Source organism: Arthrobacter sp. AG258 (assembly GCF_004364695.1).
Classification (GTDB): domain Bacteria; phylum Actinomycetota; class Actinomycetes; order Actinomycetales; family Micrococcaceae; genus Arthrobacter.
Map to the genome: position 1 here is coordinate 483,740 of NZ_SOBI01000003.1, position 16,496 is coordinate 500,235.

The 16,496-nt window shown below is 65.3% G+C and carries 13 protein-coding genes; 10 read left to right on the plus strand and 3 right to left on the minus strand.

Going from position 1 to position 16,496, the window contains the following annotated elements:
• Positions 1–76: 76 nt before the first annotated feature.
• Together DFO47_RS08670 and DFO47_RS08675 are read left to right on the plus strand one after the other, a co-directional pair.
• Positions 77–1,105, plus strand: a complete 1,029-nt coding sequence (locus DFO47_RS08670; protein ID WP_133831351.1) for a hypothetical protein — start codon at positions 77–79, stop codon at positions 1,103–1,105.
• A 90-nt stretch (positions 1,106–1,195) separates the two neighbouring features.
• A complete protein-coding gene (locus DFO47_RS08675) occupies positions 1,196–2,416 on the plus strand; it encodes a chaplin family protein (RefSeq protein ID WP_133831352.1) in 1,221 nt (406 codons plus the stop codon).
• A 173-nt stretch (positions 2,417–2,589) separates the two neighbouring features.
• Here DFO47_RS08675 and DFO47_RS08680 read toward each other — a convergent pair whose 3' ends face one another.
• Positions 2,590–4,710, minus strand: a complete 2,121-nt coding sequence (locus DFO47_RS08680; protein ID WP_133831353.1) for a bifunctional diguanylate cyclase/phosphodiesterase — start codon at positions 4,708–4,710, stop codon at positions 2,590–2,592.
• 116 nt (positions 4,711–4,826) lie between these two features.
• Positions 4,827–5,486 (minus strand): GntR family transcriptional regulator, encoded by a 660-nt coding sequence (locus DFO47_RS08685; protein ID WP_133831354.1) that lies wholly within the window; start codon positions 5,484–5,486, stop codon positions 4,827–4,829.
• A gap of 262 nt (positions 5,487–5,748) precedes the next feature.
• On the opposite strand from DFO47_RS08685, the gene DFO47_RS08690 reads away from it, so the two are divergent.
• The 6 genes from DFO47_RS08690 to DFO47_RS08715 are packed head-to-tail and all read left to right on the plus strand — an operon-like array spanning position 5,749 to position 11,818.
• The gene (locus DFO47_RS08690) at positions 5,749–6,915 is read left to right on the plus strand and encodes a 4-oxalomesaconate tautomerase (protein ID WP_255414754.1); all 1,167 of its coding nucleotides are present in this window, start codon (positions 5,749–5,751) and stop codon (positions 6,913–6,915) included.
• Positions 6,912–7,937: an amidohydrolase family protein gene (locus DFO47_RS08695; RefSeq protein ID WP_133831355.1), complete on the plus strand. Its 1,026-nt coding sequence runs from the start codon at positions 6,912–6,914 to the stop codon at positions 7,935–7,937. The genes DFO47_RS08690 and DFO47_RS08695 overlap by 4 nt, the downstream gene beginning before the upstream one ends.
• Positions 7,938–7,956: 19 nt before the next feature.
• Positions 7,957–8,640 (plus strand): 4-carboxy-4-hydroxy-2-oxoadipate aldolase/oxaloacetate decarboxylase, encoded by a 684-nt coding sequence (gene ligK / locus DFO47_RS08700; protein ID WP_133831356.1) that lies wholly within the window; start codon positions 7,957–7,959, stop codon positions 8,638–8,640.
• Positions 8,641–8,686: 46 nt separating this feature from the next.
• On the plus strand, positions 8,687–9,607 hold the full coding sequence (locus DFO47_RS08705; protein ID WP_133831357.1) for an amidohydrolase family protein: 921 nt from the start codon (positions 8,687–8,689) through the stop codon (positions 9,605–9,607).
• Positions 9,608–9,636: 29 nt separating this feature from the next.
• Complete coding sequence (locus tag DFO47_RS08710; protein ID WP_133831358.1) at positions 9,637–11,043, plus strand: MFS transporter; 1,407 nt, start codon at positions 9,637–9,639, stop codon at positions 11,041–11,043.
• A gap of 34 nt (positions 11,044–11,077) precedes the next feature.
• Positions 11,078–11,818, plus strand: a complete 741-nt coding sequence (locus DFO47_RS08715) for an SDR family NAD(P)-dependent oxidoreductase (RefSeq protein ID WP_133831359.1) — start codon at positions 11,078–11,080, stop codon at positions 11,816–11,818.
• Positions 11,819–11,823: 5 nt separating this feature from the next.
• On the opposite strand, the gene DFO47_RS08720 is transcribed toward DFO47_RS08715, so the two are convergent.
• Positions 11,824–13,377, minus strand: coding sequence for a glycoside hydrolase family 32 protein (locus DFO47_RS08720; protein WP_133831460.1), 1,554 nt, complete (start codon positions 13,375–13,377; stop codon positions 11,824–11,826).
• 276 nt (positions 13,378–13,653) lie between these two features.
• On the opposite strand from DFO47_RS08720, the gene DFO47_RS08725 reads away from it, so the two are divergent.
• Both DFO47_RS08725 and DFO47_RS08730 read left to right on the plus strand, forming a co-directional pair.
• Entirely contained in the window at positions 13,654–15,090 is a 1,437-nt protein-coding gene (locus DFO47_RS08725) for a GH32 C-terminal domain-containing protein (RefSeq protein WP_133831360.1), read from the plus strand.
• A 65-nt stretch (positions 15,091–15,155) separates the two neighbouring features.
• Positions 15,156–16,490 carry an extracellular solute-binding protein gene (locus DFO47_RS08730; protein WP_133831361.1) on the plus strand — a complete coding sequence of 445 codons (1,335 nt, stop codon included), beginning with the start codon at positions 15,156–15,158 and terminating at the stop codon, positions 16,488–16,490.
• Positions 16,491–16,496: the final 6 nt, after the last annotated feature.

Genomic DNA, 16,496 nt, shown 5'->3' on the forward strand with positions numbered 1-16,496 from the left:
TGCTGGACTTGGCCTAAGACCTGTGCCTATGCTTGGTGCTGCTTGTAAGAGCAATCTCTGGGGGGAGGCGTTCTGAGTGAAGTCACATCATAATCCGTGGGCTTTTCTCCGCCCCCTCCTGCTTGCCCTCGCCGCTACTGCCGCCTGGGTAGCGTTGTCCGCCGGCGGCGCTTCTGCTGATACCGGTGCGGACGATTCGGACTCCCGGCATTCCATGCTCGGATCGGTCGGATCATCCCTTCGCTCCGTCACCACCACCGTTGCGCATCAAGCCAAAGGTGCCTTGGAACCGGTGGAGGCCACCCTCAAGGGCGGTCCGGACAATGCGCCTGTCGCGAGTGTTCCGGCGTCGATCCCCGCGCCATCCCTGGGCCCGGCGGTGAAAGACGTCACCGGACTTGCCGACCAGGTGGTGCAGGCCGTTCCCGTCGTCAACCGGGTAGTGCCTGCCGGGACGGTGGGCACGGTGGTGGACCCGGTTGCCGGCACTGTCGGTACCGTGCTGGACCGTGCGGTGGGAACCGTGGCCCCAATTGCCGGCGCTGTTCTTGAGCCCCTTGAGCCTGTTGTGGAACCTGTCACCGACGCCGTTCCCCTTCCCGGCGTTAACCCGGCTGACTCCGGCCCGGTTCCCCCCGTGGTCACCGACGCCATCGACACTCTCACCTCTGATCCGGCGTCGACCCCCGCTCCTTCCGTGACCGGCCTTCCGCAGGCAGGCCACGAAGCGGATGCGTCTGTCACGGTCGCAAACGCCGATGCTGCCGGCACCGCGCCGGGTCGAGCCGCGATGATTCTCGGAGACGCCCTGCCCGGAACCGGCCAGGCCTGTGACACCCGAATGAATTCGGTGGCAAACGCCCCGGCACTTGCCGAAGCCGGCCCGGACCACGCACCAATCCATGAACCTTCTGATTCCCTGCCGGGCGTGCCGGGTGCCACTACCGGCGGAAGCAGCTCCTCCGGGGGCAACGGCCCGGCCGTCCCCGCATGGCTCAACGCCCACCATTTCTACGTTCCTGCGGCGGGTACCGCCGCCATCGAGGGCCGTCTGCTCGCAGCCCCGGCACCGGTGTCCTTCGACCCCGGATCTTCCCCTGATTAGTTGAGGCCCCTCCGCGCACTCACGTGCGGAAACTGAGCCATTTCCGGGCCCAAGAAGTATGCCCAATTCAACTTTTCAGGAGAACTTAAAATGATGCATCGCAACATTCGCAGGTGCCTGCTCGGCACCGCATTTGCCGGCGGACTGCTGGCCTTTGGCGGTGCCGCCGCCAACGCAGCAGACACCACAACCTCGGGAAATGACGGGCTACTTTCAGGCACTCAGGTGGTGGCCCCGGTCAACATCCCGGTCAACCTCGGAGCCACTTCGCTGGGACTTGTTGGCGACTCCGCAGCGAGCACACAGAATGCCGGAGCACCGGCGGCACCCGCTCCGGCACCCGCCGCATCCACTAACGGCGGCGACGGCATCGCATCCGGAACCCAGGTAGTGGCGCCGATCACCGTTCCCATCACCCTGGGGGCAACCTCAGTGGGCGCTGTTGGCGACTCGGCAGCAAGCACCCAGAACCCCGCCACTTCGGGCACGGCACCGGCAGCCCCCGCTCCAGCACCCGCCGCGAACACCACCGGTAGTGACAGCATCGCGTCCGGAACCCAGGTAGTGGCGCCGATCACCGTTCCCATCACCCTGGGGGCAACCTCGGTGGGCGCTGTTGGCGACTCGGCAGCAAGCACCCAGAACCCCGCCACTTCGGGCACGGCACCGGCAGCCCCCGCTCCAGCACCCGCCGCGAACACCACCGGTAGTGACAGCATCGCGTCCGGAACCCAGGTAGTGGCGCCTGTAACTGCACCGATCAACCTCGGGGCCACGTCCGTGGGCCTGGTCGGGGATTCCGTCGCCAGTGTTGAGGGCTCCAGCACCGCGGGCACCACGACGGCACCCGCTGGACCCATTACCACCGGCGGAACCGACGGGGTCCTCTCCGGAACGCAAGTGGTCGCGCCGATCACTCTTCCGGTCTCCCTTGGCGCCACCTCTGTGGGCGTGATCGGTAATTCAACGGCCACAGTAGTGAACCCCCCGGTTGTCACGCCGCCAGTTGTGACCCCGCCGGTGGTGAACCCCCCGGTGGTTACTCCTCCGGTCGTGAATCCTCCGGTAGTTACCCCGCCGACCATCACCACCCCGACGGTCACCACTCCGTCCACCGAGGTTCCGGCGGCCCAGCCGGGGGCCGGCGCTGCTGACATCCGCGCCGCAGCGGCTCCGATGCAGGCCAACTATGCTGCAGCCCCGACGGTCCTGGCCAACACGGGGGTGAACACCGGCTTGTTGCTGGTGGGCCTGCTGTTCCTGGCCTTCGGCGGTCTCCTCACCCTGGTCCTGCGTCGGAAAAGGGTCTAATCCCGGTCATGGCGTGAATCGTCTACGCACCTGAGAAGACGCCGGGAGTCCAGGAATTACAGTGGACCCAATCCGGCCGGGAACGATGAATGGTTACAGCTGTGGCGCCGGGCGGTCGGGATAACCGTACCGCTCGGCGCCGCTGCACGACCCGGTCCGGTCCCCCGGAGCCGTTAGCCAGGCGGAAGCCTGCGGCCCTTCTTGGTCAGGTACGGAAGGGCCGCCTGGACATCACGGAGGGCCTGCGGGCGGCCGTAGAGATACCCTTGCCGGTAGTCGCACCCGATTCGATTCAGGTAATCGGCCTGCTCGTTGGTTTCGATCCCTTCGGCGGTAACCGCCATGCCAAGGTTGTGCGCCATGTCCACCATGGAGACCATGATTGGCGAGTGGTAGGCACCGCCGGTGATGAGCCGGGTAAAGGACTTGTCCAGCTTAACGGCGTCCACAGGCAGCTCGTGCAGACGGCCAAAGGATGAATAACCCGTACCAAAATCGTCCACGGAAATCTTCACGCCCCGGCGGCGAAGCTCCGCCAACTGCGTGATGACTTCGGTCTCCTCACCGAGAAACACACTCTCGGTGACCTCAAGAACCAGTTGTCCCGGATCAACCCCGGCGGTCTGCAAAATCCGCAGCACCGATCCCGCATACTCCGTGTCGCGGATTTCCAGCCCCGAAACGTTGATTGCAATGCTGCGCCCGGCATCTTCCGCCAGCCATCCGGACATGTCCGTGCAGGCTTTGGTCAGCATGGCCGCACCGAGGTCCCGGATGAGGCCCGTGCTTTCGGCATGGGAGATGAAGTCGGAGGGCAATCGCAGCTTGCCCTCATGCTGCCACCGGGCCAGCGCCTCCAGCTGGACCACTTCCCCGCTGCGCGCCACCACCACCTGATAAAAGGGGACAACGGCGCCCGTGGCAAGTGCTTTTCGGAGGTTCTCCTGCAGTGCAGCGCGCTCGATGAGCTTGCTCATCATTTCTGGCTGGAAACTCACGAAACGGCTCTTGCCCGCGGCTTTTGCCGCATACATGGCGATATCGGCCCGCCGCAAGAGGTCCTCGCCGCTATCCCGCCCAGGACAGTCAGTACCGGACCGTGCTATCCCGATACTCAGGCTCGGCGTGATCTGGACACCCCCCACATCTATGGGTCGACGGGACAGATCTACGAGCCTCTCCGCGATACTGTCCGCGTCGCAGCCGTCTGGGATGATCACGACAAACTCGTCGCCCCCTATCCTGGCGACAATGTCGTCGTTACGGATAACGCCACGGATACGTCGGGCGAGCTCGATGAGCATCCGGTCTCCGGACTGGTGCCCATAGACATCGTTGACCTCTTTGAAATCATCCAGGTCCAACAGCAGCAACGCCGCATGCTGCGGACCGCCGGAGCTGCATGCCCTTCGCAATTCCTCATTGAACAGCGCCCGGTTCCCCAAGCCAGTCAGCGGATCGGTAAACGCGAGCCTCCGCAGGTCATCTGCCCTTTTGGCAAGGTCGCGCATGGCTTGATCGGCCTTGACCTCAGCCTGCCGCTTCGCAGTAACGTCCCGGAAGCTCCATACCCTCCCGACGATTCGATCCCCAATCATCTGGGGGCGGGAAAAACGCTCGAAAACCCTGCCGTCCTTGAACTCCAAAACATCCAGGCTCTCGGCCTGCGGCTGGTCATAAAGCTCCCGGACCTTGGCCAGGAATGCGTCCGGTTCCTCCAGCTGTTCTACCACCAGATCAATCACTGCTTGATCGTCGTGGGTCGCCAACATGGTGCGCGGAATCCTCCACATAGACGCAAAATTTGCGTTGATGCCGGTGATCCGGCCATCCACTCCAACGACCAAGAGCCCGTCAGCAGTAGACTCAAGCGTCGCGTTTAGCAGCGAGACGAGATTCTGCAGCTCTGCCGTTCCACCCTCATGGTCCCGCAGTTCACGAATGGTGAGCACCACGTACGGGTCCCGGCCCGATCCGCCGAAGCCGACTTCAACCGTAAAGCTGTGGCCCCCTACCCACTGTCCACGCGTATGGAAAACGTCGGGGTCGCCTGCGGGTTCATTTGCGGCCCCGGCGACACCCGTGGTTGTTTGCATCTTCCACTCAGGAAGCAGGGACGTGACAGGTACTTCGTCAAGCTCTCCCGGGCCGCGCCCGAACAGTTTTTCCGCGGACGGATTCGCCGAGACGATAATCCCGTCTTCCCGCCTCAGGACGAGAATGGCGCACCGCGCCAGCTCAAGTACCTTCATGGCCGAAAAGGCGGGCCGAACAGCTGCCGCGTGACTGTCCATAAACCCCTCACATCCTCGAATCAGTTGCTGTCCAAGGTAACTTACTCCCGGGTAACCATGTGTGCCGGGTCCTCAGCACTCGTGGCGGGACCGCACGTTGTGCGGGGTGGCGCGTCCTAGGTGTGCGTTGAGCGGATGACGTCAGCGACGCTTTCCAAGTGCACCCGCATCGCATCAGCGGCCGCATCCGGATTGTGCGCGCAGACGGCATCGATGATCGCGAGGTGCTGGGGCAGCGAAACTGCCGGCCGGCCAGGCTGCCGGGCGAGCCGGAACTGGAAGCGAACGGCCTGGCCGCGGAGCCGGTGGATGGTAGCTGCGGCCGTTTGCTGTGCGCTGATGTCGATGACCCTGGCATGCAGGATCTGGTTGCACTCCGAATAGGAGTCCCGGTCGCCGCGTTCCACGGCGTCCTTCATCCGCCCGGCAAGCTCCTGAAGCTCGACGGCTTCATCGTCCGTGATCCGTTCGGCCGCCTTCCGTGCGCAGAGCGCCTCGAGGGCGGCACGGACCTCGGTGATCTCAACCGCCTCTTCCACGGAAACAGCGCGCACGCGGGCGCCGCGGTTCTGGACCCGCTCCACCAAGCCTTCGACCGTCAGTTCTGCCAACGCCGCCCGAATGTTTCCCCGGCTGGCTCCATATTCGGCGGCCAGGTCCGCCTCCACCAAGCGCTGGTTTGGCACCAGGTCTCCGCCCACGATGGCAGACCTCAGCATATCCACCAGTTCGGCAACCGTAAGGGACCGGGCCGTGGTACCTCCCAGGGTTTCCATGCTTCGCCACCTCCGTGCGCCTGTCCAAGGCAAGCAATATTGTCAACAACTTTGTACCAGCCTACTTGCCCCTCCTTCCAGGGACATCCACGGCAAAGCAGACCGTCAACATAAATGTATAAGAAATTGTTGACAATCCTGAATGTAACTTGGTTCACTTGAGGCTACGGCGTCGCAACCGAGGGCGCCCTCCCACATCACCGAAGGACAGACCATGGATGAGGGCATTCCCTTGACGGCGAGCGCGGGCCGTGTGGACCCAGTGGCGCCGCATACCAAGCATGCTCACGTCGGACAGCCAGACGGGGGCCAAACCCCCGTACCCTGTTGGCTTATGCGCGGCGGGACGTCGAAGGGCCCGTTCTTCCGTGCCACCGACCTCCCGGCCGACACAGCCACCCGGGACGCGGTCCTGCTTGCTGCCATGGGCTCGCCGGATCCGCGACAAATCGACGGACTGGGCGGCGCCCACCCATTAACCAGCAAAGCCGGGATTGTCTCGATCTGTGATCGGGATGGGGTGGACCTTGAGTTCCTGTTTGCTCAACTCCAGCCGGACAGCAGCCAGGTGGATACCACGCCCAACTGCGGTAACATGCTGGCGGCCGCGCTCCCGTTCGCGATTGAGTCAGGCCTTCTAACTCCCGACGGCGACACCACTACGGCGCGGGTCCTCACCGTGAACACCGGCATGGTCGCCGAGATTACGGTCCGGACGCCCATGGGGCCGGCAGGACGGTACGTCGAATACGCCGGAGACGCCCGGATCGACGGTGTTCCCGGCACGGCCGCGCCAGTGACCATCAACTTCCTGGACACGGCAGGCTCGGTCTGCGACTCACTGCTGCCCACCGGCAACCTCCGCGACACCGTGGATATCGCCGGGGTGGGGGCGGTGGAGGTGACCTGCATCGACAATGGCCAACCGCTGGTGATCATCAACGCCGGTGACCTGGGCCGCACGGGGCGGGAGTCCGTCGTCGACCTTAACAAGGACACCGAACTCAAGGGCCGCCTTGAGGACCTGCGGCTGGCATGCGGAAAACTCATGGGCCTCGGCGACGTGACGGGCAAGAACTACCCCAAAATGACCCTGGTCTCAGCGCCGGCCTCCGGCGGTGCGGTCAATACCCGCAGCTTCATCCCGCACGTCTGCCATGAATCCATCGGCGTGCTCGCCGCGGTCACGGCCGCCACCGCCGCAATCCTCAAAGGGACTGTGGCGCACGACGTCGCCGTACTGCCAGAGGGAACCGCGCCCACGGTCGCAGTTGAACACCCCAGCGGTGAATTCACCGTCGAGCTCGGCCTGGACGCCCACGACCCCACCAAAGTGGTCAAATCCGCGCTGATCCGCACGGCCCGGCTTCTCATGGCGGGCGCCGTCATGGTCCCCGCCCATCCCTCATTCCAGGAGCACACACTGTGATTATCGACATCCACGGCCACTACACCACGGCGCCGGCCGCCCTGGGGCAGTGGCGGGACCGGCAGGTCGCCGCACTGCAGGATCCCGCCTTGGCGCCGTCCCCGGCAGATTTGAGAATTTCCGACGACGAACTCCGGGAGAGCATCGAAGCGAACCAGCTGCGGCTCATGGACGAACGCGGGATCGACCTCACCGTCTTCTCGCCCCGGGCTTCCTTCATGGCACACCACATCGGTTCCTTCGAGACCTCGGCCGAGTGGGCGGCGATCTGCAATGAGCTCTGCTACCGGGTCAGCCGGCTCTTCCCGGACCGGTTCGTCCCGGCCGCGATGCTTCCCCAGTCCCCCGGCGTGGATCCGGCCACATCCATCCCGGAACTCACACGCTGCGTTGAGGAATACGGAGCCGTGGCCTTGAACCTGAACCCCGACCCTTCCGGCGGGCACTGGACCGCTCCGCCGCTGACGGACCGGTACTGGTACCCGATCTACGAAAAAATGGTCGAATTCGACATCCCTGCCATGGTCCATGTCAGCACGAGTGTCAATCCCGCCTTCCACACCACGGGCGCGCACTACCTCAACGCCGATACCACCGCCGTCATGCAACTCATCCAGGGCGACCTGTTCACCGACTTCCCCACCCTAAGACTCGTCATCCCGCACGGCGGCGGTGCCGTCCCGTACCACTGGGGACGCTTCCGGGGCCTGGCCATGGCACTGGGCAAACCGGCCCTCGAAGAACACCTGCTGCGCAACGTTTTCTTCGATACCTGCGTCTACCACCAGCCCGGGGTCGATCTGCTCCTGGACGTCATCCCCACCAGGAACATCCTGTTCGCCTCCGAAATGGTCGGCGCCGTCCGGGACATCGACCCCTGCACCGGCCACAATTTCGACGACACTGCCCGCTACCTCGACGCCGCCGGGCTGAACGAAGCCGACCTGGCCGCCGTCCACGAACAGAACGCCCGCACCGTCTACCCCCGCCTCAACGCCCTGCTCAAGCAGCAGGGCCGCTAGCCATCCCAGGAGCCCGAACATGCAGGAACTCGGCGTGGTCCACACCACCATCACCCGCGCAGCGGAACAGGACGTCAAAGCCCTCTCCGCCTTCGGCGTCAGCACCATCCACGAAGCCATGGGCCGGCTGGGCCTCATGCGCCCCTACCTTCGCCCCGTCTACCCCGGCGCCACCATGTGCGGCACCGCCGTCACCGTGCTGCTCCAGCCCGGAGACAACTGGATGATGCACGTCGCCGCCGAACAGGTCCAGCCCGGGGACGTCGTGGTTGCCGCGTGCACCACCGAAAGCGAAGACGGCTTCTTCGGCGACCTGCTCGCCACCTCACTCAAAGCCCGCGGCGCACGCGGATTGATCATCGACGGCGGCTGCCGCGACGTCGCCGCGCTGGAGGAGATGGACTTCCCGGTCTTCAGCCGCGCCATCAACTCCAAAGGCACCGTCAAAGCCACCCTCGGATCCGTCAACATCCCCGTTATCTGTGCCAACGCCCTGGTCAACCCGGGCGACGTAGTGGTCGCGGACGTCGACGGCGTCGTCGTCGTCCCCGCCGCGCGCGCCGCGGACGTCGCGGAGGCTGCGCGGAAGCGCGAAGACAACGAAGAGGCGAAACGCCTCCGTTTTGCCAACGGAGAACTCGGACTCGACATTTACAACATGCGCGGACCCCTCGAAGCGGCAGGCCTGCGCTATGTCCACTGACGCACGCGGGACTGCCGCCCATTCACCTGCCGGCCAAAGGAACCCCATGGACAGCACCTTCACCAAGTCACCCGGCTGGCTCGACTGGTACAGCAACCCCTCCACGCCAGGCTTCACGCTTCCGGCGGGCACAGTGGACGCGCACTGCCACGTCTTCGGGCCCGGGAACGAGTTTCCGTTCGCGCCGGAGCGGAAGTACACGCCCTGCGACGCCGGCAAGGACCAATTGTTCGCCCTGCGGGACCACCTGGGCGTCAGCCGCAACGTGATCGTGCAGGCCACCTGCCACGGCGCCGACAACAGCGCCATGGTGGACGCCGTCCGAGCCTCCAAGGGCCGCGCCCGCGGAGTGGCCACCGTCCGCCCGGACATCAGCGACGCCGAGCTGGAACGGCTGGACGCCGCAGGGGTGCGTGGTGTCCGGTTCAACTTCCTGAAGCGGCTGGTCAACGCGGCACCGCAAGAGGAACTGGCCGCAATCGCCCGCAGGATCGCCCCGCTGGGCTGGCACGTGGTCATCTACTTCGAAGGCCAGGACCTCGAAGGGCTGGAAGGTTTCTTCGGTTCGCTGCCCACGCCGCTGGTGGTGGACCACATGGGGCGCCCCGACGTGGCCAAACCGGCGACCGGGCCGGAGTTCGGCAGGTTCCTGCGCTTCGTGGAGAACAATGACGTCTGGGTCAAGGTCAGCTGCCCGGAACGGCTCAGCATCTCCGGTCCGCCCGCGCTGGACGGGGAGCCTGCCCCGTACCGCGACGTTATGGCGTTCGGCCGCACCGTCGTCGAGGCTTTTCCGGACCGTGTCCTGTGGGGAACCGACTGGCCACACCCGAACCTCACGCACCACATGCCGGACGACGGACTCCTGGTGGACTACATCCCGCACGTGGCCACCACCCCGGAGCTTCAGCACAAACTGCTCGTCAGCAACCCCATGAACCTCTACTGGCCCGGCGAAAACGCCTAGCCTGCCTCCCTCTTGCCCCAAGGATTCCAATGATGCATTCCAACGCCGCCAACCGCCTTGACCGGTTGCCAATCTCAAAGTTCCACAAGATCGCCCTGGTGGCCGTCTCGTTCGCCTACTTCTTCGAGTTCGCCGACATCAACAGCTTCGCCACCACCGTGCCCAAACTGATCAAGCTGTGGGGTGTCAGCGTCAACGAGGTGGCGTACGTGACGTCCGCTTCCTTCGTTGGCATGTTCTTCGGCTCACTCATCGCCAGCTGGATGGCAGACCGCTGGGGCCGCAAGAATGCCCTGGTCATCACCACCCTCTGGTACGCGTCCTTCTCGCTGGTAGCCGCGTTCTCCTGGGACATCGTGTCGCTGGGCCTCTTCCGGATCCTCACCTCGGCCGGGCTCTCCGCCATGACCGTGGTGGCGGTCATCTACGTCAACGAACTGTTCCCCGCGGCCAAGCGCGGCAAGTACCAGGCATACGCGATCGTCATCGGCATCTGCGGGACACCGGCCACCAACCTCATCGCCAGCCTGGTGGTCCCCCTGGCGGACTGGACCTGGCGGCTGGTCTACGTATGGGGCGCACTGGGCATCCTCTTCATCCTGTTCACGCGGCGGCTCAAGGAATCCCCGCGCTGGTATGAAAACAAGGGCGACTACGCCAAAGCAGACGCCGTCCTCAAGGAAATCGAGGCCACCGTCAGCGCGGAGAAGGGAGCCCTCCCCGCGCCCGCCGCCCCGGTCGAAACTCCCGCCGCCGCCAAGGCACCCCTGACGCTGCTGCTGCAGAAGAAATACCTGGCACCCACCCTCCTCCTCACCGTCCTCTGGGTCACCCAGACCATCGGCTTCTTCGGCTACTCCAGCTGGGCACCCACGCTGCTGGCCAAGGAAGGCTTCAGCGTTGAAAACTCCATCTTCTACGTGGCACTGACCACGGTCGGCGCACCCCTCGGCTCCTACCTCGCGTCCCTGGTCACGGACCGCTTCGAGCGAAAGTGGTGCCTGGTGGTCTTTGGCACCGTCATCGCCGTGTGCGGCCTCCTCTACGGCCTCACGTTCAACCCGGTGCTGATCGTCCTGTTCGGCTTCCTGGTCAACCTGTTCGAGCGCGGCTACACGGCACTTGCCTACGCCTACTCGCCCGAACTGTTCGACACCAACGGACGCTCCATGGGCACCGGCGTGTCCTACGGCCTGGGCCGGCTTTCCAATGCCGCCGGTCCGCTGATCATCGCTGCCCTCTATAACGGCAGCGGCTACCAGAGCGTCTTCTTCTTCATCGCCGGCACCTGGCTGTTCGGCGCCGTCGCCCTGGCCATCTTCGGCCCGGCAACGCGGAAGGCACGCCTGTTCGCTGCAACGGGGGCAGACCCCGCAGCCGGCCCGGTTGATGGCGCCGCCGCCGTCGGGACGCCCGACGGCGGCATCCGCCACTAGTCTGGGGACAACACCACCAATCCGGGAGGACCCAGTGGCACGCATCTTCATCACCGGCTCCACTGACGGGCTGGGCCTGGCGACGGCGGAGACGCTGCTCCGGGACGGCCACGAGGTGATCGTGCATGCGCGGTCCTCCCGGCGGCTCCCCGCAGTACAGCACCTGCTGGACCGCGGGGCGCAGAGCGTCGTCGGAGACCTGGCCGTCCTGGCGGACGTCAGGCAACTGGCGGCGGACGCCAACGGAATCGGCGGCATCGACGCCGTCATCCACAACGCCGGCGTACTCAGCGGCCCGGCGCTGCTGCCCGTCAACGTGGTTGCCCCTTACCTGCTGACGGCCCTCATGCCCGGTCCGCGCCGCCTGGTCTACCTGAGCAGCGGCATGCACCGGGGCGGGGACGCCAGCCTAGGCGGCCTGGACTGGGAAGGGCGGACGACGACGGCCTCCTACTCCACCACCAAGCTCCAGGTCACTGCGCTGACCTTGGCGCTGGCCCGGCTGGTGCCACACGTCGCCAGCAACGCCGTCGACCCCGGCTGGGTCCCCACCCGGATGGGTGGCCGGTCGGCGCCGGACAGCCTGGAACTGGGCCACCGCACCCAGGAGTGGCTGGCCACCAGCGATGATGCGGAGGCCTTGGCCAGCGGCGGCTACTGGTTTCACCAGGAGCGGCAAACCCCGCACCCGGCGGCCGGCGATCCCCGCTTCCAGGATGCTTTGCTGGCGCAGCTCGCGGACTGCACCGGCACCACCCTGGAAGCGCTCAGCTAGACCGTTCAGAAGGCACGGATGGTAATTCCGGAAAAGACGGCCGGTCCCCCGTCGCTGTAGAACGAGATGCCGGTATCGCCGTCGGTGAACTGCACCTGTTGCGACAACACCGTGTGCCCGGCGTTCACGAACACCTCCACGCTCTGGGTGTCCACGAAGATGCGCAGGTGCACGGACCTGGCGGCGGCGTCAATGGGGGCCGCGGCACGGGTATACGGCACCAGTGAGTAGCCGGCAAGGTCCGAGGGTGCGCGGTCGACGTAGAGCTCAGCACCGTATTTGCCGATATTTGTGTGGCGGGCACCGTCCGCGGAGCGGCCGACGGACACGCCCACATTTGCCGCGGCGCTCCAGGAGATGTCCAGCTCCAGCTCATAGGCCCTGCCATTCCAGGGCAGGACGACGCTGCCCTCCACCGTCCGGTCCGGGAGCACCGTGGTGGAGGTGGCGTAGCCTGCGAGCGCGGGAACCGGGCTGCTCAACAGGCTGTACCAGCCTCCGCCCTGGCGCACCAGGCGAATTTCGCGGACGATCGAGTTTTGGCCGTTGTACCCGTCGGTGGCGTCTGTGGGAACATCCCGGGCCGCGTATTTCCAGTTGTTCATCCAGGCGACGGCGTACCGGCGCGTCTCCGGCGCATCCGGCACCGGCCAGGTCACCGCCGCATACCAGTCCCAGCCCCAGTCCAGCCATTGCGGATTATCCACGTCGTCGGCAAGGAACTGGTTACCGTCCCAGGTTCCGGTCCAGTAGGCGTACGTCATGGGCAGCCCGATGCTGTAGGCGTCCATGCTGGCGCCCAGCACCCAATGCCAGGTGCCGTCGTCGGCCTTCATCTGGAACAGGTCCGGACACTCGATGCCGCCCAGCGCGTGGTTGGGGTAGTCGAAGTTGCGTTTCAGCTGCCAGTCCCGCAGGTTCACGGATGTGTAGAAGGCGGCGAACCGGGCGCGGCCGATCACGCACACCCATTCGTTGCGGGCAGCGTCCCAGTGGATCTTGGGGTCCCGGAACCATTCCGCGTTGTCGATCTCTGCCAGTGTGGTGGCCGCCCGGCCGTCCGTGTTGACGATTACCGGGTCCGCGAGGGCCGTGAACGTGTAACCGCCGTCGATGGACCAGTAGAGGTACTGCTCCTGGTATTTCCTGATGCCGTCCGTGGGCTGCGTGGCGAGCACGACGATCGCTCCGGCGCCGAAGCCTGCGGTGTTGGCGGTGTCCACCACTGCGGATCCGGACCACACGGGAAAATCGGGCTGCAGCGGCAGCGCCACGCCGTGATGGGTGAAGGCCACGGCGTCGGTGGTGCTGGCATGGTCCCACCCGCCCTGCCCGTTGTTTTGCGTGGAATGCAGGTAGTACAGGTGGTGGGCCCCGTTGACGAATACCGGCCGCTGGGGGTCGCACAGCCATCCCGATGGCGGGGTCATGTGGAAGACCGCGCGCAGGGAATCCCGGGCGTGCGCGGGTGGGGCGGAGATGGCTCCGGCCGCCAGGAGGGCGAACGCTCCTGCTCCGGTGCCTTGCAGGATGTGGCGGCGGGACATGGCATGGGTCATCATTGACTTCCTCTCGCGGGGGCGGCGGCTCCGCCGCCGGGCGCTCCGTGGGGAACACTCGTTGGTCCGCACGGTCACCGCAGTGATTAAGCGCTTTAGCAGGACAAGTTACCCAGTGGCGGCAGGATTGGTCAAGCGTTTCAGCAAAGTGGCCCACGTCATAAATGGAGCCGTGGGCACCTCGGAAAGTATTTTTGCTAAAACGCTTGATCAGCGCTTGCTTTCACGCTAGCTTCTAGGTGATCAAACGCTTTAGCAGAACGGACATCACCGCTGATGAGCTACCCAGTCTTCTTCCAGCCCGCCGATGCGTGGGTTGGAGACCTTATCCCCTTCCAGAAGGATGGCGAGTTCTGGCTCTTCTATCTTCATGAAGTGCGCGCCGATCCGAAGCCCGGTACGGCGTGGAACCTGGTGACCACCAAAGACCTCACGCAGTTCCAGGACCATGGCGTGGCCCTCCCCCACGGCACCGCAAACGACCTGGACTTCAACTGCTATACCGGCAGCATCGTCGCCGACGAGTCCGGCGTCCACCACCTCTTCTACACGGGCCAGAACCCGGCCAACCTCGGCCCCGGCGGACTGCCCTTGCAACTGGTCATGCATGCCACCAGCACCGACGGGATGGCCACCTGGACCAAGCACCCCGAACTCACCTTCGGCGCCCCGGACGGGTACGATTCCGCAGACTGGCGGGACCCCTTCGTCTTCCGCGATGAGGCAGCCGGCGTGTGGCGGATGCTCCTTGCCGCCAGGCACTCCACCGGACCGGAACGCCGCCGGGGCGTGATCGCGCAGTGCGTCTCCACCGACCTGATGACCTGGTCCCACGCCGAACCCTTCTGGGATCCCCGCCGGTACATCACCCATGAGTGCCCCGACGTGTTCCAGTGGGGCGGCTGGTGGTACATGGTCTACTCGGAGTTCTCCGAAACCTTCACCACCCGGTACCGGATGGCCACGAGCCCCGACGGCCCGTGGACCGTTCCGGCCCGGGACAGCATCGACGGGCGCGCCTTCTACGCTGCAAAAACGGCGGAGCGGGACGGCAGGCGGTTCTTCTTCGGCTGGATCGCCAGCAAGGAAGGAAATTCCGACGACGGCGCCTGGCAGTGGGCGGGCACCATGGCCGTGCTGGAGGCCCGCCAAAACGCCGACGGGACGTTGGCGTTCGGGTTCGCCGACGAACTGGTGGACAGCTTCTGGGACGACGTCCCGCTTGAGCTTGGAAGCGGGCTGCCCCTCCGGCTGGACGTCCCGGACGGCTACGCTGCCGCCATGTCTGCGAATCCGATGCCCACGCAGTTCTACGCCAAAGCGGTGCTGGACATCGGCCCCGGCACCACGGAATGCGGGCTGCTGCTGCGGTCGACCGCGGACGGCGACCACTCCTACGTCCTCCGCCTCGAACCGAAACGCGGCCGCCTGGTGTTCGACCGCTGGCCACGAGCCGTCACCGGCGAAGCCCAATGGCACGTCTCGGGCGACGTCCCGTACGCCATAGAACTTGAACGCCCGTGCGACCTCGCACCCGGACGCCACACGCTGGAAGTGGTGGTGGACGGCGATCTGTGCGTCGCCGTCGTGGACCGGCAGGTGGCCCTGAGTACCCGCATCTACGACCTCCCCACCGGCGCACTGGGCGTGTTCGCCGGCGAAGGTTCGGTCACTGTCACAGATCTCGAAGTCCGCAAGCGCACCGACAACTGAATACCCATCCTCCATTCCATCCGACCCGTTCCAACGATCCGTTCAATCAAGGGAGATTGCCCCAAATGAAAAACCTGCTCCGCGCTGCCGCCGTCGCAGCCGCCACCGCCCTGGCACTGACCGCCTGTGGCGGCGGCAGTTCCACGAATTCCTCCGACGTCAGCCCCACCGGCGAGATCAAGCCCCATGAAATCTCCTGGCTCCTCTCCCGCCCGGCAGATGGCGCCGTCATCAACATCATGAAGAAGCTGGCCGACGAATACGCCGCGGACCACCCCGGCTTCAAGCTGAACCTGATCACCACCCCTGACCGGCCCTCCTACATCCAGAAGCTTGAGACCCTGGCCGCGGCCAACAAGCTTCCCGAACTTTTCGACACCGATGCCACCCCGTTCGCCCAGCAGCTGGCCAAACAGGGCAAGATGCTCGACGCCGAGAAGCTGCTGAAATCCCTGGACATCTACGGCAACTACCGCCCCGGGGCACTGGACTACCAGCGCTTCGACGACGGCTCCCTTTACATGATTCCGTTCCAGTTCGAGCTGGAGTTCATGTGGTACAACAAGGCACTGCTGGCCAAGGCCGGCGTAGCCGTACCCAAGTCCCTGGACGATATCCCCGCCATGTGCACCGCCCTGCGCAGCAAGGGAATCACCCCCATTGCCATCGACGGCCAGGACCAATGGCCGCTGGAGCGGTACGTCGCCTACCAGCCATTCCGCGAAGCCGGGCCTGATTTCGTCCAGAAACTGAAGAAGGGCGACGCCAAGTTCAGCGACGCCGCCGGGCAGAAGACCGTCAACTGGCTGGCCGAACTGGGCAAGGCCAAGTGCTTCCAGGACGGTTTCTCCGCCCAGGGATACTCGGACGCGCAAAACCAGTTCACCTCCGGCCAGGCCGCGATGTACAACATTGGAACCTGGGAGCTGCCCAGCCTGGCCACGGACAAGCTCAACCCTGCTGTCCGCAACGACATCGACTTCTTCACGCTGCCAACCACCGCTGGATCCGTGACGGCGGCAAACGAGTTCGTCTCGCCGTCGGGCATCGGCATGGCCGTCAATGCCAAGACCTACGATCCCCTGGTGAGCGACTTCCTGAAGTTCGCCCTGAAGAAGTACCCCGCTGAATACGCGGCCACCGGCGCACTGTCCCCCACCACCGACGTCCAGACCACTGTCCCCGCCAACGCCACGCCGCTGTTCCAAAAGGCCATGGACCAGGCGAAGGACCTCGGCTCCAAGCAGGCCATGCCGTGGGATACCCAGCTGGACCCCACCACCAACGGCCGGCTGCAGCAGGAACTGGTCCTGCTGGTGCAAGGCGAGGTCACGCCCCAGCAGTTCACGGAAACGCTGGACAGCACCATCGCCCAGAACGCCCCCAAGTTCTTCAAGTAAAGGTTC

What these genes read in the sequence shown, in the direction of transcription:
- DFO47_RS08675 (WP_133831352.1), top strand. Translation starts at nt 1,196, where the DNA reads ATGATGCATCGCAACATTCGCAGGTGCCTGCTCGGCACCGCATTTGCC.
- DFO47_RS08680 (WP_133831353.1), bottom strand. Translation starts at nt 4,710, where the DNA reads ATGGACAGTCACGCGGCAGCTGTTCGGCCCGCCTTTTCGGCCATGAAG.
- DFO47_RS08685 (WP_133831354.1), bottom strand. Translation starts at nt 5,486, where the DNA reads ATGGAAACCCTGGGAGGTACCACGGCCCGGTCCCTTACGGTTGCCGAA.
- ligK (WP_133831356.1), top strand. Translation starts at nt 7,957, where the DNA reads ATGCAGGAACTCGGCGTGGTCCACACCACCATCACCCGCGCAGCGGAA.
- DFO47_RS08705 (WP_133831357.1), top strand. Translation starts at nt 8,687, where the DNA reads ATGGACAGCACCTTCACCAAGTCACCCGGCTGGCTCGACTGGTACAGC.
- DFO47_RS08710 (WP_133831358.1), top strand. Translation starts at nt 9,637, where the DNA reads ATGATGCATTCCAACGCCGCCAACCGCCTTGACCGGTTGCCAATCTCA.
- DFO47_RS08720 (WP_133831460.1), bottom strand. Translation starts at nt 13,377, where the DNA reads ATGACCCATGCCATGTCCCGCCGCCACATCCTGCAAGGCACCGGAGCA.
- DFO47_RS08725 (WP_133831360.1), top strand. Translation starts at nt 13,654, where the DNA reads ATGAGCTACCCAGTCTTCTTCCAGCCCGCCGATGCGTGGGTTGGAGAC.
- DFO47_RS08730 (WP_133831361.1), top strand. Translation starts at nt 15,156, where the DNA reads ATGAAAAACCTGCTCCGCGCTGCCGCCGTCGCAGCCGCCACCGCCCTG.